Origin of the sequence: Pseudomonas cichorii (assembly GCF_003700275.1) — a bacterium.
Taxonomy (GTDB): domain Bacteria; phylum Pseudomonadota; class Gammaproteobacteria; order Pseudomonadales; family Pseudomonadaceae; genus Aquipseudomonas; species Aquipseudomonas cichorii_B.
Genome location: NZ_RBRE01000014.1, coordinates 60336 through 78071 on the forward strand (window position 1 = coordinate 60336; position 17736 = coordinate 78071).

A 17736-nucleotide genomic window follows, 5' to 3' on the forward strand; every position below is an offset into this window, starting at 1 on the left:
TCAATTCTCCAGAACGCTGAGCAGGCCCAAAGGCAAAGGTACATCCATGGCTCTATCGAACAGCAGATAAAGGCCGACACTCATCAGGATGACCACCACAATGCTTGGCACCCAGCGCCCGCCATACAGGCGTGCCATGGGAATGCCGATCAGGATGCTGCTGAGGATGAAACCCAGCGGCTCGAACAGGCCGGCGAAAATCAGCAGAAGCGCGATGCAGGCGCCGATCTTGATCAGGGTTTCGCGATCCAGAGGCGGTTCATCCTCGGAATGCACGATGGGCGTCGGACGGATCAGCAGGTACAGCAGAGCCAGCCCCATCAGGCCCAGCATCAACAGTGGAAAGGCCCGCGGGCCGACCGGTTCATAGGAAAAAGGTGCCTGGTAAGGCCAGGCCATCAGCGTCAGGCCTGCGCATACCAGTAACAGTACGGCAGCGAAAATGCGTTGCAAGACCATGGAAAACTCCTGTGTCGTGCCTGTCGGGCAGGCACGACGGATCGTCAGTCAATTGAGTTCAATCACTGAATCAGGCCGAATTCCTTGGCCAGCATCTTGTAGTCGCTTACTTGTTTTTTCACGTAGGTGTCCAGCTCTGCACCGGTCATGGCGAAGGGGAACAGTTCGCGCTGGTCACGCAGTTTGGCGAAGTCTTCCGAGGCCAGTATTTTATCGAACGAAGCTTTCCACCACTCGTAGGCTTCATCGCTGACCTTGGGCCCGACATAGAAGCCGCGAACCACCGGCCAGACAATGTCGTAACCCTGTTCCTTGGCGGTCGGAATGTCTTTCATTTCCGGCTCGTCGAGGCGCTTGTCGGCGAACACCGCCAGCAGGCGCATGTCACCGCTCAGGATGTGTGGCATGGAGTCGGAAATGTCGGTACTGCCGACCTGAATGTGGCCGCCGAGCAGGGCGGTGGCGATTTCACCGCCGCCTTCGAGGGCGACATAGCGCAGTTCGCGCGGATTGATGCCAGCGGCCTTGGCGATCAGCGCGGTCTGCATCCAGTCCTGGCTGCCGACGGTGCCGCCTGAGCCGATCACGACCTTGCTCGGATCGGTCTTGAGGGCCTGGACCAGATCGTTGAGGTTCTTGTAAGGCGAATCGCTCTTGACCGCGATGGCGCCATAACTGGTGCCGACTGCGGCAAGCCAGCGCACGGCGTTCTCATCGAAACGACCGAACTTGCCTTGCGCCAGGTTGAGCAACGAGCCGCTGGACCACGCCACCAGAGTCCCGGCATCGGCGGGTCTTTGCGCGACCACTGCGTTGTAGGCTACGGCACCGACGCCGCCCGGCATGTAGGTCACGCGCATGGGGGTGGTCAGGATCTTTTCATTGATCAGTGCGCTCTGGACCAGCTTGCAGGTCAGGTCGAAGCCGCCACCGGGCGAGGCCGGTGCGATGCACTCCGGACGTTTGGGTTCTGCGGCGAACAATTGCGTTGCAACCAGCATGCAACCTGCAGCCATGCTCAAATGACGCAAGGATAAAGTCATGGTCAGTCTCCTGTGACGTTTCTTGTTTTTGGATAGGGAAGCTGTTTGGTACGATTTTCTGTCGGCGCAAAGGCGCTGGACAGACACGGTTTATCGTCGACGCAGGTGAGGGCATCGCAAGCGGGGAGTGGATTCGCAGGGCAATAGAGAAGCTGTCGAGGATTCGCCGCAATGGACGAGTTGCGAAGCCGGGGATGGCTTGAGCATGGTTGACTCCATTTATTGTTTTTATTTTACAGACGCATCCAGGCGCCTTTATTTACGTACCCGTTCTTGCGGGCCGTAGCGCGATGCTAAATGGCGAACCTTTCATAAACCTTTCAACTATCGTTGAGATCTGTAATCAATAGCATCGAGTTGTTTCAATGCTTCACAGGTTGTGGCACGCCTGTACACTCCGCCCTCGTGCCCTCATTACAACACTCGGAATCAGGAGACGGCGATGCGTGTTCTTCTCGTCGAAGACCATCTGCAATTGGCTGAAAGTATCGCTCAGGCGCTCAAGAACGCGGGTTTGAACGTTGATGTGTTGCACGATGGCGTAGCGGCCGACCTGGCCTTGAACAGTGAACAGTATGCGGTTGCGATCCTCGATGTCGGGTTGCCGCGCATGGATGGTTTTGAAGTGCTGGGACGTTTGCGGGCGCGCAGCAAGAATCTGCCGGTGCTGATGTTGACTGCCCGCAGCGATGTCAAGGATCGGGTGCTCGGGCTCAATCTGGGGGCCGACGATTACCTGGCCAAACCGTTCGAGCTTTCCGAGCTGGAAGCGCGGGTCAAGGCGTTGCTGCGGCGCAGCGTGCTGGGCGGTGAACGGCAGCAGCGCTGCGGGGTGCTGGCCTATGACCTGGATACCAGACGCTTCACTCTGGGCAGCGACTTGCTGACCTTGACCTCCCGCGAGCAGGCCGTGCTTGAAGCGCTGATTGCCCGACCGGGACGGGTGATGAGCAAGGAGCAACTGGCTGCCCAGGTTTTCGGGCTGGACGAAGAGGCCAGCCCGGATGCCATCGAAATCTATGTGCACCGCTTGCGCAAGAAGCTCGACGGTCACCCGGTGGCGATCGTGACTTTCCGTGGCCTGGGGTATCTGCTGGAAAATCGCGATGCGTAACGACAGTCTGCGCTGGAGGCTGTTGTGGAATCTGGCGTTGTTGCTGGTCATGCTGATGCTGGCCAGCGGCATGAGCGCTTACTGGAATGGGCGTGAGGTGGCGGACACGGCTTATGACCGCACGCTGCTGGCGTCGGCGCGGACTATCGCTGCCGGGCTCACCCAGCGTGACGGCACGCTGAGCGCCGATGTGCCTTATGTGGCTCTGGATACCTTCGTCTACGACAGCGAAGGACGGATTTACTACCAGGTCAACGACATCAACAAGACGCTGATTTCCGGCTATGAGAATCTGCCTTCGCCGCCGCCTGGAACCTTGCGTACCGACGATTACCCGGCCCTCGCCAAGTTCTACAACGGGGTTTATCTGGGCCAGGATGTGCGGGTGGTCAGCCTGCTCAAGCCGGTCAGCGAGCCCGGCATGAACGGGATTGCGGAAATTCGTGTGGCAGAAACCCAGGAAGCCAGGGTGCGCATGGCCCGTAGCCTGATGGCCGACACTCTGTTGCGGCTCGGCATGCTGGGTGGCGGTGCCTTGCTGCTGGTGTGGATCACGGTCAGTTCTGCATTGCGCCCGCTGGAGCGACTGCGCACGGCTGTGGAGGAGCGGCAAACCGATGACTTGCGGGCGCTGCCGATGGTCGAGGTGCAACATGAATTGCGCCCGCTGGTAAATGCGCTCAACCATTTCACCGAGCGTTTACGGGTGCAGTTCGAGCGTCAGGCGCAGTTTATCGCCGATGCGGCCCATGAGTTGCGTACGCCATTGGCGGCGCTCAAGGCTCGGGTCGAGCTTGGCTTGCGCGATACCGATCCAGCCCAGTGGCGTGCCACTCTTGAAGCTTCTGCCCAGGGCACCGATCGACTGACATCCCTGGCCAACCAGCTGTTATCACTGGCACGCATCGAGAACGGTGCCCGTGCGATTGCCGAAGGCGGTGTACAGAAGCTGGATCTGAGCCAGTTGGCTCGTGAGTTGGGGATGGCGATGGCGCCTCTGGCCCATTCACGTGGCGTGGCGCTGGCGCTTGAGGCCAATGAACCGGTCTGGCTGCGTGGCGAGCCGACGCTGCTCAATGAGTTGCTGAGCAATCTGGTCGACAACGCGCTGGCGCACACCCCGGCAGGCGGCAACGTGATATTGCGGGTTTATGCGCCGTGTATTCTTGAAGTCGAGGATGACGGCTCAGGGATTCCTGAAGAAGACCGTGAACGGGTGTTCGAGCGTTTCTACCGTCGCAATCAACAAGGCACCGGTTCCGGGCTGGGCCTGGCAATCGTCGGCGAAATCTGCCGCGCCCATCTGGCGCAAATCACTCTGCATGATGGTGCGCAGCGAGGTCTCAAGGTCCGGGTCAGTTTTGCTGACTTTCAGTAAAGCATGCCCATCGCTTCGTCCATTTCCGCACTCAGCAGCCCGCCCGCCACATTCAGCCCCAATTGATGAAAGGCGGGCACGTCGACAATATCGATCTGGCTGAAAGGATGCCCGGTGTTCCTGTGGATATGCAGCGTGGCGACTTGTACCAGATCGATGTAATCGGCGCTTTTGGAGACGCGGGTGAAATCCTGGAACTGCGCCGGCACTGCTGCCAGCGGCGCGGGGAAGTCCCAGGAGCGCAACAGCCGTTCACCGATGATCGGATGGATGTTGTCGATCACATGATTGAGGCTGACCGGATCGGATAGCAGGTCGAAATGGTCTTCGGCGTACGTCAGGATCGGCAGGATGCCGATCAGGTGAATCAACCCGGCGAGTGTTGCCTGATCCGGTTTCAGATTGGTGTGGCGGTGACAAAGGGTGTAGCTGATTCCGGCCACCTGCAGGCTCTGCTTCCAGATTTCCCGCATCTTGTGTTCGATGACTTCCGACTTGGCATGAAACATCTGCTCGACCACCAGGCCGATTGCCAGGTTGCAGGTGTAATTGACCCCAAGGCGACGGATGGCGGTGTTCACGTCGCTGACTTCAAAGTTGGCACGCAGCAGCGGGCTGTTGGCAACCTTGATCAGCCGTGCGGACAGCGCGGTATCGCTGCCGATGACTTTACTCAGGTCGGCAATGCTTATTTCGGTGTTTTCGGCAGCCACGCGAATTTTCAGGGCTACCTCTGGCAGGGTAGGCAGAAACAAGGCATCTCTATCGATTGCCTTGATCAAGTTTCTCTGCACCTCGTCAGCCATCTTGCTCATGTTGCATCTCGCAGCCGTTAGGGGTGTTCAGGCCGCCTGTGCGCCGGTCAGGCGCCAGGAGGCCGGATAACTTTTGTGACAGTTGTAGCGCGTGGGTGTTCGCTGTGAGGCTTAACGCTGGGTTTCGAGCTTGCTGTCCAGGATGTAAGGCAGTTCGCTCAATTGCAGGGTCGGACCGTCGGGCGCGCCAAGGTGAAGGTTGCCGCTTTCGGCCGCATCGGCCTGCAGTACGGCCAGCAACTCGATGCCTTGTTCGGCACTGGCGGCGATAACGACATTGCCCACGGCGCTATTGTGCACAGGCGAAAACAGCGCTGTACCGGGTTCGGGAAGCTCGACTGACTCAAGTGACAGGCGATAAAGCCTGCGTTTGAGTTTGCCCAGATACTGCATGCGGGCGACGATTTCCTGGCCGGTGTAGCAGCCCTTCTTGAAGCTGACGCCGCCGACGGCCTGCAGGTTGATCATCTGCGGAATGAATTCTTCGCGCGTGCTGCCCACGACCTGGCCGATACCGGCGCGGATCTGGCCTAGCAGCCAGTCATTGAGCGGAGCTTCGGCCAATTGTGCAGCCAGCCGCGATTTCACGCTTTCGGCCTGATCGGCATGAGCCCAGAGTTCGGCGCGTCCAGGCGATACGCGGATGGCCAGCAGGTCGTTGGCGCGTACCAGCGCATCGGTGTCCTGAGGCAGGTCCAGGCCAAGGCTGACCAGCGCACCATCACCATCCTGCAGGCCGAAACGCACCCAGGCGGCGCTTTCGTCAGTCAGTTTGGACTTGGAGAACACTGCATATTTCTTCAGGTCCAGCAATTGCGGCTCGATCAGCTCGCTGGCCATGGCCAGCAGGCAGGCATCGGTTTCGAGCACGATGCGAAAGCTCGATTGCATGCGGCCTTTTTGCGTGCAGCGGGCACCGAGGCTGGACCTGGTGTCGCTCAGGTAGTTGAGGTTGCAGGTCAACTGACCCTGCAGGAATTTGCTGGCATCCACGCCGCGAACGGCAAGAATGCCCTCATGGGATAGCGTGCTGAAGAAAGCTGAGTGGGCCATGGTCATCGCAAGAGAAAAAGTCTGGGGCACATCATAGTGCCGAGTCGTGAATATGGGTATATGAAAACTGCTGCGACCATTGTGCAATTCGCTCAAGCGGCTCGCGCCTGTATACTCGCGGCCTACTTTGAGGAGCGCTCCATGGTCGAAGACGTCGAACTCAACCGCCTTTATTGGCACAGCCGCCGCGGCATGCTTGAACTGGACGTGCTGCTGGTGCCGTTCGTCCGGGAAGTCTACCCGCATTTGAATGAAGAGGATCGTGACCTTTATCGTCGCCTGCTCAGTTGCGAGGATCAGGACATGTTCGGCTGGTTCATGCAGCGTGCCGAATCCGAAGATCCCGAGCTGCAGCGTATGGTCCGCATGATTCTGGACCGTGTCCAGCCCAAGTGATCGTTTCGAGTGCCATTGGCAGGCTTCGCGTCTGCTGCTGGCGGGTTATCTGAGCGCCCAGCTATTGGCGCTCGTTGCCCTGTACTGGCTCGATATCCCCGGCTGGGCCGCTGTGTCCGGCGTCGTGCTGTGTCTGGCGCACGGTTTGTGGGTCGTGCCCCGATCGATTCTGCTCAGCAGTCGCTCGTCCTTTACTGCCTTGCGGCGTGATCGCCGGGGCTGGCAGTTATGGAGCGAGCAGGGTGGTTGGCAGCCCGTACAACTTTGCCGTGACAGCCTGGCCTTGCCATGGATCGTCATTTTGCGCTTTCGTCTGGTAAAGGACGGGCGAGCCGGGCGCTACCTGCAAAGCCTCTGTATCCCGCGCGATGCGCTGACGCCGGATAGCCACCGACGTCTGCGCGTACGCTTGAAGTTCAGCCCGCGTAGGTGGGCGGTACCAGAATAGTGTCCAGCGCTTCTGGCAGCATTTGCGGGTAATCCAGCGTGTAATGCAGTCCTCGGGATTCCTTGCGTTCCATGGCCGAGCGGATCATCAGTTCGGCAACCTGTGCCAGATTGCGCAACTCGATCAGGTCGCGACTGACTTTATAGTTGCTGTAGAACTCATCAATCTCGTCGAGCAGCAGACGAACCCGGTGCTGGGCGCGCTGCAAGCGCTTGTTGGTGCGCACTATACCCACGTAGTCCCACATGAAACGCCGCAACTCATCCCAGTTGTGGGCGATGATCACATCTTCGTCCGAGTCGGTTACCTGGCTGGCATCCCAGGCCGGCAGATTGTCCGGCATCTGAATGTCGGCCAGTTGCGCCTCGATGTCCGCCGCCGCAGAGCGCGCATAGACAAAACATTCGAGCAGCGAGTTGCTGGCCATGCGATTGGCGCCGTGCAGGCCGGTAAAGCTGGTTTCGCCGATGGCATAGAGGCCGGGTACGTCGGTGCGGCCCTGGTTATCGACCATCACGCCGCCGCAGGTGTAATGCGCCGCCGGCACCACCGGGATAGGTTGTCTGGTGATGTCGATGGAGAATTCGAGGCAGCGCTCGTAGACGGTCGGGAAGTGAGACTTGATGAAGGCTTCAGGCTTGTGACTGATGTCCAGGTAGACGCAGTCGATGCCCAGGCGCTTCATTTCGTGGTCGATGGCGCGGGCGACGATGTCCCGCGGAGCCAGTTCGGCCCGCTCATCGAAGCGCGGCATGAAGCGTTCGCCATTGGGCAGCTTGAGATAGGCGCCTTCGCCACGTAATGCTTCCGTGATCAGAAAGCTCTTGGCCTGCGGGTGATAGAGGCAGGTCGGGTGGAATTGGTTGAACTCCAGGTTGGCGACCCGACAACCGGAACGCCAGGCCATGGCGATACCGTCGCCACAGGCGCCGTCCGGGTTGCTGGTATAAAGGTAGACCTTTGCCGCACCGCCCGAAGCCAGAATGGTGAAGCGTGCGCCATAAGTATCGACTTCGCCGGTCTTGCGGTTGAGCACATAGGCGCCCAGGCAGCGCTGGCCGCTCAGGCCCAGGCGCCGCTCGGTGATCAGGTCGATGGCGGCGCGCTGATCCAGCAGTTCGATGTTCGGACGTTTGCTGGCCTGTTCGAACAGCGTCTTGAAAATGGCTGCCCCGGTTGCGTCGGCAGCATGGATGATCCGCCGATGGCTATGGCCGCCTTCGCGGGTCAGGTGGAATTCAAAGCTGCTTTCTTCGCTGCCCGAGTGTTCGCCGCGGGTGAACGGAACGCCTTGGTCTATCAGCCACTGGATCGATTCGCGGCTATGCTCGACCGTAAAGCGCACCGCATCTTCATTACACAGACCACCACCGGCATTGAGGGTGTCCTCGACATGAGACTGTACGGTGTCGGTGTCGTCGAGCACGGCAGCCACGCCACCCTGAGCCCAGAATGTCGAGCCGTTGGACAGGTCGCCTTTGCTCAGGACGGCGATGCGTAGATGGTCGGGAAGGGTCAGCGCCAGACTCAGGCCCGCCGCACCGCTGCCAATCACCAGTACATCGTGCTGAAAATGTTGACTCATGTAGGAATTCTGCCTTTGGCGGCCATCAGGGAGATGCAGTTTCAAAACGCCCGTTCATGGTGCATGGCAGGCTGGATTCTGCACAGCAACGCAGTTCGTGCTGAAACGGCAACAGGCCCTAGTATAAGTAAGGGGGTAACGGCACAATAGCCTCGCTTTCATGGCATTGTGAGACCATCGCGGGGCTGAATTGTGCGCCAGTCCCTGACGCCATGCATACCGTTTTCCGTTGCACCGTCTGGTGGACGTCAATCACCGGGCTGGTCTGGCCGAAAACGCTGCAGGATGTGTCTTTCACCAGTGTTCGGATCCTGGGAACTTTTAATGAGGCCCAAGTTCAATAGCTGGTTGCCTGTAAAGGACAGCGGCGGCTTGCGTGAAGTCGATCAATCATCGACAGCGGAGCCGGCGAAAAGACTATTACGCAGCCGACTGGTTCGAGCTGCGTTTTTCGTGCAGGCCAAATGAGTGTCTGCAGGAAACTTGCCTGGAAGGGGAGAACTTTTGCGAAAAGCCCGAGTCTATGTTTGCAAGCCTGAACAATGGCTGTTGCAACACCCCTCCAAGCTTAACGAGGAGTGTTCATGCTAACCCAGGAAGAGGATCAGCAGCTTGTCGAGCGCGTTCAGCGCGGTGACACGCGAGCATTTGATCTGTTGGTGCTGAAGTATCAGCACAAGATTCTAGGGTTGATCGTGCGTTTCGTGCACGACACCCATGAGGCTCAGGATGTTGCACAGGAAGCCTTTATCAAGGCCTACCGTGCGCTTGGAAACTTTCGCGGTGACAGCGCTTTCTATACATGGCTGTACCGCATCGCCATTAACACGGCGAAAAACTATTTGGTGTCGCGCGGTCGGCGGCCACCAGATAGCGATGTAAGGTCTGAAGATGCGGAGTTCTACGACGGCGATCATGGCCTCAAGGACATCGAATCGCCGGAGCGTGCATTGTTGAGGGATGAGATCGAGGGCACAGTCCATCGGACCATCCAGCTTCTCCCGGAAGATTTGCGTACGGCTCTAACTTTGCGTGAATTTGATGGTCTGAGTTATGAAGACATTGCGAGCGTCATGCAGTGTCCCGTTGGTACCGTGCGCTCCCGGATCTTCCGCGCTCGGGAAGCCATCGATAAAGCCCTGCAGCCGTTGTTGCAGGAATCCTGAGACAGCGGCGATAGCCAAGAGAGGAAACCGCCATGAGTCGTGAAGCCCTGCAGGAATCGCTGTCCGCAGTGATGGATAACGAAGCGGATGAGTTGGAGTTACGTCGGGTACTGAATGCCATCGACGACGCCGATACACGTGCCACGTGGTCGCGTTATCAGGTTGCCCGTGCTGCCATGCACAAAGAGTTGCTGATGCCTCACCTGGATATTTCGGCTGCTGTATCTGCCGCAATCGCCGATGAAGTCAGCCCGCTCAAGGTCGCTCGCGGCCCGTGGCGTACTCTGGGCCGTCTGGCCGTTGCCGCTTCGGTAACTGTCGCCGTCCTGGCTGGTGTTCGTCTCTATAACCAGGACGAAATCGCAGGTGCACAGTTGGCACAGCAGGTTCAACAGCCAGCCAATCTGTCCGTACCGCAAGTGAAAGGTCCGGCAGTACTGGCTGGTTACACCGAGACCGAGCAAGCTCCAGGCCCGATGGCCAATGGTGTATTGCAGGGTCAGGCCGGTGAAGGCGATCAGCGTCTGCCAGGCTATCTGCGCCAGCACGCTCAGGAAGCTGCGTTGAAGGGTACTGAAAGCGCGCTGCCATACGCACGTGCCGCCAGCCTGGAAAACCGTTAAGGAGGAACATGCGAGCCGTCCCGCTATTGCCGCTTTTGCTCGGTGGATGGCTTGCCCTTCCCGCGCATGCTGATGATGCGCAAGACATGTTCAAGCGTCTTGCGCAGGCCAATCAACAACAGAGCTATCAGGGTACCTTCGTCTACGAGCGTAACGGCAGTTTTTCGACTCACCGTATCTGGCACAGCGTTGCCGACGGCAAAGTCAGAGAAAGACTGCTGCAGCTCGATGGTTCGGCCCAGGAAGTCTCGCGTGTTGATGGTCTGACCCAATGCGTAAGTGGCACGCTCGTTTCGGGCGTGGCCAATCCTTCCGATTCGACTGCTCGCGTATTCGATACCAAGAAGCTCTCGGCCTGGTACGACATGACCGTTATTGGCAAGTCCAGGGTCGCGGGTCGTGCTGCGACCATTGTGGCAATGACGCCCAAGGACCAGCACCGATACGGTATCGAACTGCATGTGGACAATGAAACCGGTCTGCCTCTGAAGTCTCTCCTCCTGAGTGAGAAGGGCCAGTTGCTGGAGCGCTTCCAGTTCACCGAGTTTGATACGACGGTTCCTTCCGATGCGTCTCTGCAACCCAGTTCGGACTGCAAGTCGGTCAGTGCCGTCAAGGCAAAGACCGAGTCTGCCAGTGCTCCTGTAGCGTGGCGCTCCGAGTGGGTGCCGCCTGGTTTCGAGCTCAGCAGCAGTGCTGTTCGCAAGGATCCTGCATCCAAGGCGCTGGTCACCAGTCTGATGTATGGCGATGGCCTGGCACGTTTTTCAGTGTTTATCGAGTCGGTGAGCGATGGTGCCACCACTGATATCCGTACCCAGTTGGGGCCTACCGTTGCCGTGTCGCGCAGGCTCACCACTTCTCGTGGTGTGGTGATGGTGACGGTGGTTGGCGAGATCCCGTTGGGGACCGCCGAGCATGTGGCGCTGTCCATGCGCAGCACAGAAGTGCAGGCCAGCAAGTAGCAGTCGACCAATCAGCAGTGGAAATGATCTCAGTGCCCGGGATGTAAAAGGTTTCATCTTGGGCCCTATAAACCGCCAGACCGCAGTTCAACTGGCCTTGGGCAGAGACACTGAAATGTTTGGTGAGGTTTGCAAGTTGCAAAAACTCTCGTTTTTTTCTATAGGTCACAGCCTCGCAGCTCTGGCCTTTGTCGTTTGTAGGGCTTGAAAGCTGATCCAGGGATGGTGCCGTGCTTGCCTGCGGTACATGAGTCTTTGAGTCAGCCGCTCTGTACTGCTTAACTTTGCTCGTTGTTAACGGGAGCCGTATGTCGATACCACGTTTGAAATCTTACTTTTCACTGATTGCTGCCGTGATGATGCTCGGACAGGTCGCTGTGGCTCAGGCCGAAGACTTGCCGGATTTCACCGGGCTGGTTGAACAGGCCTCCCCGGCGGTAGTGAATATCAGTACCCGCCAGAAAATGCCGGATCGCGCAGCAATAGCCGGTCAGGTTCCTGATCTGGAAGGTCTGCCGCCCATGCTTCGCGAGTTCCTTGAACGCAGCATGCCGCCAGGGTCCCGTGCTCCAGGAAAGGGTGATCGTCAGCGCGAAGCCCAATCATTGGGTTCGGGTTTCATCATTTCTGCCGACGGTTACGTTCTGACCAACAATCACGTAATCGATGGTGCCGACGAAATCATCGTGCGCCTTTCCGACCGCAGTGAATTGAAGGCCAAGTTGGTCGGTACTGATCCGCGTACCGATGTTGCCGTACTGAAAATCGATGGCAAGAACCTGCCGATTGCCAAGCTGGGCAACTCCAACAAACTCAAGGTCGGTGAGTGGGTGCTGGCCATCGGTTCGCCGTTCGGTTTCGATCATTCGGTGACCAAGGGGATCGTCAGCGCCAAGGGCCGCAGCCTGCCGAACGATACCTATGTGCCGTTCATCCAGACCGACGTAGCGATCAACCCGGGTAACTCCGGTGGTCCGCTGTTCAACATGGCCGGTGAAGTGGTGGGCATCAACTCGCAGATTTTCACCCGCTCGGGCGGTTTCATGGGGCTGTCGTTCGCAATTCCGATCGATGTGGCCATGGATGTCGCCAATCAGCTCAAGGCAACTGGCAAGGTCAACCGTGGCTGGCTGGGTGTCGTGATCCAGGAGGTCAACAAGGATCTGGCCGAGTCGTTCGGTCTGGACAAGCCTGCTGGTGCGCTGGTTGCCCAGGTGCTTGAAGATGGTCCGGCTGCCAAGGGTGGCCTGCAGGTTGGTGATGTGATCCTCAGTGCGAATGGCCAGCCAATTGTCATGTCGGCCGACCTTCCACATCTGATCGGCAATCTCAAGGACGGCAGCAAGGCCGAGCTTGAAGTGATCCGTGATGGCAAGCGCCAGAACCTGACGGTCACCGTCGGTGCGCTGCCGGACGAAGGCCAGGAAATGGGCAGTTCGGGTCCGGGAGCAGAGCGCAGCAGTAACCGCCTGGGCGTTTCGGTCATCGAGTTGACCGCCGAGCAGAAGAAAAGCTTCGACCTCAAGGGCGGAGTCGTGATCAAGGAAGTGCAGGGTGGTCCGGCAGCCTTGATCGGTCTGCAGGCGGGTGATGTGATCACTCACCTGAACAATCAGGCGATCACGTCGGCCAAGCAATTTACCGAAGTGGCCAAAAGCCTTCCCAAGGATCGCTCCGTCTCCATGCGCGTTCTGCGTCAGGGCCGGGCAAGTTTCATTACCTTCAAACTGGCTGAGTAACCAGCAGGTTTGACGAAAAAGGGCGGTAAACACCGCCCTTTTTTGTGCTTGCCTGCCGGGTGGCGTCGATCCACATGCCTACGGGCGTGACGCCTCTTGTTTCCTTCAGGTACAATTCCCGGCTATTTTTCGGCGGGCAATCTGCCTGCAACCTTTTTGAGTGTTGATCCGTGAGTGATTTGAGTCATATCCGCAATTTCTCCATCATCGCCCACATTGACCATGGCAAGTCGACGCTGGCCGACCGCTTCATTCAAATGTGCGGTGGCCTGTCCGAGCGCGAAATGGAAGCGCAGGTTCTCGACTCCATGGATCTTGAGCGCGAACGCGGCATCACCATCAAGGCCCACAGCGTTACCCTGTACTACAAGGCCAAAGACGGTAAGACCTACCAGCTGAACTTCATTGACACCCCGGGTCACGTGGACTTCACCTATGAAGTCAGCCGTTCCCTGGCGGCCTGCGAAGGTGCGTTGCTGGTGGTCGATGCCGGTCAGGGCGTCGAGGCGCAGTCGGTTGCCAACTGCTACACCGCTATCGAGCAGGGCCTTGAGGTCATGCCGGTACTGAACAAGATGGACTTGCCGCAGGCCGATCCGGACCGCGTCAAGGAAGAGATCGAGAAGATCATCGGCATCGATGCCACCGATGCCGTGGCCTGCAGTGCCAAGAGCGGCATGGGTGTCGACGAGGTGCTGGAGCGTCTGGTTACCACGATTCCTGCGCCTGAGGGCAATATCGAAGATCCGCTACAGGCGTTGATCATCGATTCCTGGTTCGACAACTACCTGGGCGTTGTCTCTCTGGTACGTGTGCGTCATGGTCGCGTCAAGAAAGGCGACAAGATCCTCGTCAAGTCCACCGGCAAGATGCACCTGGTCGACAGCGTCGGTGTGTTCAACCCCAAGCACACCGCAACCGTTGATCTCAAGGCGGGCGAAGTAGGCTTCATTATCGCTGGCATCAAGGACATTCATGGTGCACCGGTCGGTGACACCCTGACCCTCAGCTCGACTCCCGATGTCGATGTGCTGCCAGGCTTCAAGCGCATTCAGCCGCAGGTCTATGCCGGTCTGTTCCCGGTCAGCTCGGACGATTTCGAGGACTTCCGCGAAGCGCTGCAAAAGCTGACGCTCAACGACTCTTCGCTGCAGTACCTGCCGGAAAGCTCCGATGCACTGGGCTTCGGCTTCCGTTGCGGCTTCCTGGGCATGCTCCACATGGAGATCATCCAGGAGCGCCTGGAGCGCGAGTACGATCTGGACCTGATCACCACTGCGCCAACGGTAATTTTCGAGCTGTTGCTCAAGAGCGGTGAAACGATTTACGTCGACAACCCGTCCAAGCTTCCTGACCTGTCTGCTATCGAAGACATGCGCGAGCCGATCGTGCGGGCCAATATTCTTGTGCCTCAGGAGCACCTGGGCAACGTCATTACGCTGTGCATCGAGAAACGTGGTGTTCAGCATGACATGCTGTTCCTCGGAACCCAGGTACAGGTGAGCTATGACCTGCCGATGAACGAAGTGGTCCTGGACTTCTTTGATCGTCTCAAGTCGGTCAGCCGTGGTTATGCCTCGCTGGACTACCATTTCGATCGTTATCAGTCGGCCAATCTGGTCAAGCTCGATGTACTGATCAACGGCGAGAAGGTCGATGCCCTGGCGTTGATCGTGCACCGTGACAACGCGCATTACAAAGGTCGTGCGTTGACCGAGAAAATGAAAGAGCTGATTCCGCGGCAGATGTTCGATGTGGCAATCCAGGCCGCCATTGGCGGGCAGATTGTGGCGCGTACAACCGTCAAGGCACTTAGAAAGAACGTACTGGCCAAATGTTATGGCGGCGACGTGAGTCGTAAGCGCAAGTTGCTGGAGAAGCAAAAGGCCGGTAAGAAACGCATGAAGCAGGTGGGCAACGTGGAAATTCCACAGGAAGCTTTCCTTGCAGTGCTCAGGTTGGAATAGTCAGGTCCTATGTCACTAAATTTCCCGCTGTTGTTGGTCATCGCAGTCTTTGTCTGTGGCTTGCTCGCACTGATTGATCTGGTTCTCCTGGCGCCTCGTCGCCGGGCGGCCATTTCGACCTATCAGGGCAGCGTCAATCAGCCGGACATTGCGGTTGTTGAGCAATTGAACAAAGAGCCTTTGCTGGTCGAATACGGCAAGTCGTTCTTTCCGGTGCTGTTTCTGGTGCTGGTGCTCCGTTCCTTTCTGGTCGAACCTTTCCAGATTCCTTCGGGCTCCATGAAACCGACACTGGAGGTGGGAGATTTCATCCTGGTCAACAAGTTCTCCTACGGCATCCGTCTGCCGGTGCTGGACCAGAAAGTGATCCAGATCGGTGACCCGCAGCGTGGTGACGTCATGGTGTTTCGCTACCCAAGCGATCCCAGCGTCAACTACATCAAGCGTGTAGTCGGTTTGCCGGGTGACCATATTCGCTATACCAGTGACAAGCGTCTGTTCGTCAACGGCGAACTGGTTGCGAAAAAGCTGATCGGCAGCGAGCCGGGCACGCTGGGCAGTGCCGAGCTGTATGAAGAGAAGCTGGGCGAAGTCGAGCACCAGATTCGCCAGGAAATGAGCCGCTACCGTGCGCCGCCTGACAGCGAGTGGACCGTGCCGGCCGAGCATTACTTCATGATGGGCGACAACCGCGACAACTCCAATGACAGCCGTTACTGGGATGATCCGAACATTCCCAAGAACGAGCTGGGCATGGTCCCGGACAAGAACATCGTAGGCAAGGCGTTCGCGGTCTGGATGAGCTGGCCGGAGCCTAAACTCAGTCACTTCCCTAACTTTTCACGGGTAGGGTTGATCAAGTAATCAATGCGGCGCTGCTAGAACAGCGCCGTATCTCATTTGGGTTGGCCCAAACGTTTATGACCGATAAATCATGTCGGCGGCGTGAGCGGGCTATCCTTGAGTTCGAGGTCGAAGTATGACGTTTTCCACGTCTCAGAAAGGTTTGTCGTTCGTCGGGTGGATGATAGCGCTGGCGCTGATCGCTTTTGTGATGAGCACTGCCTTCAAGCTGGTCCCGCACTACCTCGACTATATGTCGATGAAGAAAATCATCGAGTCGGTCGAGAGCAATCAGGCCCTGGATATCACCACGGTCGACGATTTTTACAGTTATGTCGGTAAAAACATGCAGGTCAACAATATTCAGGATGTGGATTTGAACAAGGCTTTAAAGGTGACGGTGCAGAACAACAAGTTCAGCGCCCATTTGAAATATGAACAGCGTGAGCCATTGATCCAGAATATCGATCTGGTGATGAAGTTCGATCAGCAATTCAGCGTGGGTAAACCGTGAGCGTATCCTTGAGCCGCCTGGAGCGTCAGCTCGGCTATACCTTCAAGGATCAGGAACTGATGATCCTGGCCCTGACCCACCGCAGTTTTGCTGGCCGCAACAATGAGCGTCTGGAGTTTCTCGGTGATGCGATCCTCAACTTCGTGGCCGGTGAAGCGCTGTTCGAGCGTTTCCCCCAGGCTCGCGAAGGCCAGTTGTCGCGTTTGCGCGCACGTCTGGTGAAGGGCGAAACCCTTGCTCTGCTGGCCCGTGGTTTCGATCTGGGCGAGTACCTGCGCCTGGGTTCCGGCGAGTTGAAGAGCGGTGGTTTCCGCCGTGAATCGATTCTTGCCGATGCCCTCGAAGCCCTGATCGGTGCGATCTATCTCGATTCAGGCATGGAGGCTGCGCGCGAGCGTGTGCTGGCATGGCTGACCAACGAGTTCGACAGCCTGACCCTGGTCGATACCAACAAGGACCCGAAAACCCGATTGCAGGAGTTCCTCCAGTCGCGTGCCTGTGAGTTGCCGCGTTACGAAGTGGTGGATATCCAGGGCGAACCGCATTGCCGGACGTTTTTCGTCGAATGCGAGATCACCTTATTGAATGAAAAGAGTCGAGGTCAGGGTGTCAGTCGTCGCATTGCCGAACAGGTAGCAGCGGCCGCAGCACTGATTGCTCTGGGCGTGGAGAACGGTAATGACTGATACAACTGCAACTCGCTGTGGCTATGTTGCCATCGTCGGCCGGCCCAACGTAGGCAAGTCCACGCTGCTCAACCACATTCTGGGCCAGAAGCTGGCGATCACCTCGCGCAAGCCGCAGACGACTCGCCACAACATGCTGGGTATCAAGACCGAGGGCGCCGTACAGGCGATCTATGTCGATACTCCCGGCATGCACAAGAACAGCGAGAAAGCCCTCAATCGCTACATGAACAAGACTGCCTCGGCTGCGTTGAAAGACGTCGATGTGGTGATCTTCGTGGTAGACCGCACCCGCTGGACCGACGAGGACCAGATGGTTCTGGAGCGCGTCCAGTACGTACAGGGCCCGGTCATCCTGGCGATCAACAAGACTGATCGCATCGAAGACAAAGGCGATCTGATGCCGCATCTGGAATGGCTGCAGGGCCAGTTGCCGAATGCGTCCATCGTGCCGATTTCCGCCCAGCACGGACACAACCTCGAAGCCCTGGAAGGCCTGATCGCCTCGCATCTGCCGGAAAACGATCATTTCTTCCCGGAAGACCAGATTACCGACCGTAGCAGCCGCTTCCTGGCTGCCGAGCTGGTGCGCGAGAAAATCATGCGCCAACTGGGTGCCGAGCTTCCGTACCAGATCACCGTCGAGATCGAAGAGTTCAAGCAGCAGGGGCGCACCTTGCACATCCATGCCTTGATTCTGGTCGAGCGTGACGGGCAGAAGAAAATCATCATTGGCGACAAGGGTGAGCGGATCAAGCGTATCGGCAGCGATGCACGCCGCGACATGGAGCTGCTGTTCGACTCCAAGGTCATGCTCAACCTGTGGGTCAAGGTCAAGGGCGGCTGGTCCGACGATGAGCGTGCCTTGCGTTCGCTGGGCTACGGCGACCTCTAAGCCGTTCTGCCACCCGACCATGATTCGTTTCGTGGTCGGGTGAGTTT

General features: G+C 58.0%; 18 protein-coding genes. 13 read left to right on the plus strand and 5 right to left on the minus strand.

Annotated elements, in window-relative coordinates; all coding sequences use genetic code 11:
• A complete protein-coding gene (locus ALQ04_RS03610) occupies positions 1 to 459 on the minus strand; it encodes a tripartite tricarboxylate transporter TctB family protein (protein ID WP_122314489.1) in 459 nt (152 codons plus the stop codon).
• A 62-nt stretch (positions 460 to 521) separates the two neighbouring features.
• Complete coding sequence (locus ALQ04_RS03615; protein WP_183142106.1) at positions 522 to 1508, minus strand: tripartite tricarboxylate transporter substrate binding protein; 987 nt, start codon at positions 1506 to 1508, stop codon at positions 522 to 524.
• Positions 1509 to 1944: 436 nt separating this feature from the next.
• On the opposite strand from ALQ04_RS03615, the gene ALQ04_RS03620 reads away from it, so the two are divergent.
• Together ALQ04_RS03620 and ALQ04_RS03625 are read left to right on the plus strand one after the other, a co-directional pair.
• Positions 1945 to 2616 carry a response regulator gene (locus tag ALQ04_RS03620; protein WP_122314491.1) on the plus strand — a complete coding sequence of 224 codons (672 nt, stop codon included), beginning with the start codon at positions 1945 to 1947 and terminating at the stop codon, positions 2614 to 2616.
• Positions 2609 to 3994, plus strand: a complete 1386-nt coding sequence (locus ALQ04_RS03625; RefSeq protein ID WP_122314492.1) for a sensor histidine kinase — start codon at positions 2609 to 2611, stop codon at positions 3992 to 3994. Before ALQ04_RS03620 ends, ALQ04_RS03625 begins: the two co-directional genes overlap by 8 nt.
• Here the strand turns inward: ALQ04_RS03625 and ALQ04_RS03630 are convergent.
• Positions 3988 to 4809 carry an HDOD domain-containing protein gene (locus ALQ04_RS03630; RefSeq protein WP_122314493.1) on the minus strand — a complete coding sequence of 274 codons (822 nt, stop codon included), beginning with the start codon at positions 4807 to 4809 and terminating at the stop codon, positions 3988 to 3990. The genes ALQ04_RS03625 and ALQ04_RS03630 overlap by 7 nt on opposite strands.
• A gap of 111 nt (positions 4810 to 4920) precedes the next feature.
• Positions 4921 to 5862: a folate-binding protein YgfZ gene (locus tag ALQ04_RS03635; RefSeq protein ID WP_183142101.1), complete on the minus strand. Its 942-nt coding sequence runs from the start codon at positions 5860 to 5862 to the stop codon at positions 4921 to 4923.
• A gap of 141 nt (positions 5863 to 6003) precedes the next feature.
• On the opposite strand from ALQ04_RS03635, the gene ALQ04_RS03640 reads away from it, so the two are divergent.
• Both ALQ04_RS03640 and ALQ04_RS03645 read left to right on the plus strand, forming a co-directional pair.
• Positions 6004 to 6258, plus strand: coding sequence for a succinate dehydrogenase assembly factor 2 (locus ALQ04_RS03640; RefSeq protein WP_122314570.1), 255 nt, complete (start codon positions 6004 to 6006; stop codon positions 6256 to 6258).
• Positions 6242 to 6706 carry a protein YgfX gene (locus tag ALQ04_RS03645; RefSeq protein WP_122314495.1) on the plus strand — a complete coding sequence of 155 codons (465 nt, stop codon included), beginning with the start codon at positions 6242 to 6244 and terminating at the stop codon, positions 6704 to 6706. The genes ALQ04_RS03640 and ALQ04_RS03645 overlap by 17 nt, the downstream gene beginning before the upstream one ends.
• On the opposite strand, the gene nadB is transcribed toward ALQ04_RS03645, so the two are convergent.
• Complete coding sequence (gene nadB / locus ALQ04_RS03650) at positions 6675 to 8291, minus strand: L-aspartate oxidase (protein WP_122314496.1); 1617 nt, start codon at positions 8289 to 8291, stop codon at positions 6675 to 6677. The two genes, ALQ04_RS03645 and nadB, sit on opposite strands and share 32 nt — an antisense overlap.
• Before the next feature lie 584 nt (positions 8292 to 8875).
• Here nadB and rpoE point away from each other — a divergent pair.
• The 9 genes from rpoE to era all read left to right on the plus strand — a co-directional run bounded on the left by rpoE (position 8876) and on the right by era (position 17689).
• Positions 8876 to 9457, plus strand: a complete 582-nt coding sequence (gene rpoE / locus ALQ04_RS03655) for an RNA polymerase sigma factor RpoE (protein ID WP_002554912.1) — start codon at positions 8876 to 8878, stop codon at positions 9455 to 9457.
• A 32-nt stretch (positions 9458 to 9489) separates the two neighbouring features.
• Complete coding sequence (locus ALQ04_RS03660) at positions 9490 to 10080, plus strand: RseA family anti-sigma factor (protein WP_122314497.1); 591 nt, start codon at positions 9490 to 9492, stop codon at positions 10078 to 10080.
• 8 nt (positions 10081 to 10088) lie between these two features.
• Positions 10089 to 11045, plus strand: coding sequence for a MucB/RseB C-terminal domain-containing protein (locus ALQ04_RS03665; RefSeq protein WP_122314498.1), 957 nt, complete (start codon positions 10089 to 10091; stop codon positions 11043 to 11045).
• Between the two features lie 356 nt (positions 11046 to 11401).
• The gene (locus ALQ04_RS03670) at positions 11402 to 12784 is read left to right on the plus strand and encodes a DegQ family serine endoprotease (RefSeq protein ID WP_259644893.1); all 1383 of its coding nucleotides are present in this window, start codon (positions 11402 to 11404) and stop codon (positions 12782 to 12784) included.
• A gap of 170 nt (positions 12785 to 12954) precedes the next feature.
• Entirely contained in the window at positions 12955 to 14751 is a 1797-nt protein-coding gene (lepA, locus tag ALQ04_RS03675) for a translation elongation factor 4 (protein ID WP_122314500.1), read from the plus strand.
• A gap of 9 nt (positions 14752 to 14760) precedes the next feature.
• Positions 14761 to 15615, plus strand: a complete 855-nt coding sequence (gene lepB / locus ALQ04_RS03680) for a signal peptidase I (RefSeq protein ID WP_122314501.1) — start codon at positions 14761 to 14763, stop codon at positions 15613 to 15615.
• 115 nt (positions 15616 to 15730) lie between these two features.
• Positions 15731 to 16108, plus strand: a complete 378-nt coding sequence (locus tag ALQ04_RS03685) for a DUF4845 domain-containing protein (protein ID WP_122314502.1) — start codon at positions 15731 to 15733, stop codon at positions 16106 to 16108.
• On the plus strand, positions 16105 to 16794 hold the full coding sequence (rnc, locus tag ALQ04_RS03690) for a ribonuclease III (protein WP_122314503.1): 690 nt from the start codon (positions 16105 to 16107) through the stop codon (positions 16792 to 16794). The genes ALQ04_RS03685 and rnc overlap by 4 nt, the downstream gene beginning before the upstream one ends.
• Positions 16787 to 17689 carry a GTPase Era gene (gene era, locus ALQ04_RS03695; protein WP_122314504.1) on the plus strand — a complete coding sequence of 301 codons (903 nt, stop codon included), beginning with the start codon at positions 16787 to 16789 and terminating at the stop codon, positions 17687 to 17689. Before rnc ends, era begins: the two co-directional genes overlap by 8 nt.
• The last annotated feature ends 47 nt before the right edge of the window (positions 17690 to 17736 follow it).

Excerpts from the sequence above, each read along its gene's own strand:
- ALQ04_RS03670 (WP_259644893.1), top strand. The coding sequence starts at position 11,402 with ATGATGCTCGGACAGGTCGCTGTGGCTCAGGCCGAAGACTTGCCGGAT.
- era (WP_122314504.1), top strand. The coding sequence starts at position 16,787 with ATGACTGATACAACTGCAACTCGCTGTGGCTATGTTGCCATCGTCGGC.
- ALQ04_RS03660 (WP_122314497.1), top strand. The coding sequence starts at position 9,490 with ATGAGTCGTGAAGCCCTGCAGGAATCGCTGTCCGCAGTGATGGATAAC.
- ALQ04_RS03635 (WP_183142101.1), bottom strand. The coding sequence starts at position 5,862 with ATGGCCCACTCAGCTTTCTTCAGCACGCTATCCCATGAGGGCATTCTT.
- ALQ04_RS03630 (WP_122314493.1), bottom strand. The coding sequence starts at position 4,809 with ATGAGCAAGATGGCTGACGAGGTGCAGAGAAACTTGATCAAGGCAATC.
- ALQ04_RS03610 (WP_122314489.1), bottom strand. The coding sequence starts at position 459 with ATGGTCTTGCAACGCATTTTCGCTGCCGTACTGTTACTGGTATGCGCA.
- ALQ04_RS03640 (WP_122314570.1), top strand. The coding sequence starts at position 6,004 with ATGGTCGAAGACGTCGAACTCAACCGCCTTTATTGGCACAGCCGCCGC.
- lepB (WP_122314501.1), top strand. The coding sequence starts at position 14,761 with ATGTCACTAAATTTCCCGCTGTTGTTGGTCATCGCAGTCTTTGTCTGT.
- ALQ04_RS03685 (WP_122314502.1), top strand. The coding sequence starts at position 15,731 with ATGACGTTTTCCACGTCTCAGAAAGGTTTGTCGTTCGTCGGGTGGATG.
- rpoE (WP_002554912.1), top strand. The coding sequence starts at position 8,876 with ATGCTAACCCAGGAAGAGGATCAGCAGCTTGTCGAGCGCGTTCAGCGC.
- ALQ04_RS03665 (WP_122314498.1), top strand. The coding sequence starts at position 10,089 with ATGCGAGCCGTCCCGCTATTGCCGCTTTTGCTCGGTGGATGGCTTGCC.
- nadB (WP_122314496.1), bottom strand. The coding sequence starts at position 8,291 with ATGAGTCAACATTTTCAGCACGATGTACTGGTGATTGGCAGCGGTGCG.
- ALQ04_RS03625 (WP_122314492.1), top strand. The coding sequence starts at position 2,609 with ATGCGTAACGACAGTCTGCGCTGGAGGCTGTTGTGGAATCTGGCGTTG.
- ALQ04_RS03620 (WP_122314491.1), top strand. The coding sequence starts at position 1,945 with ATGCGTGTTCTTCTCGTCGAAGACCATCTGCAATTGGCTGAAAGTATC.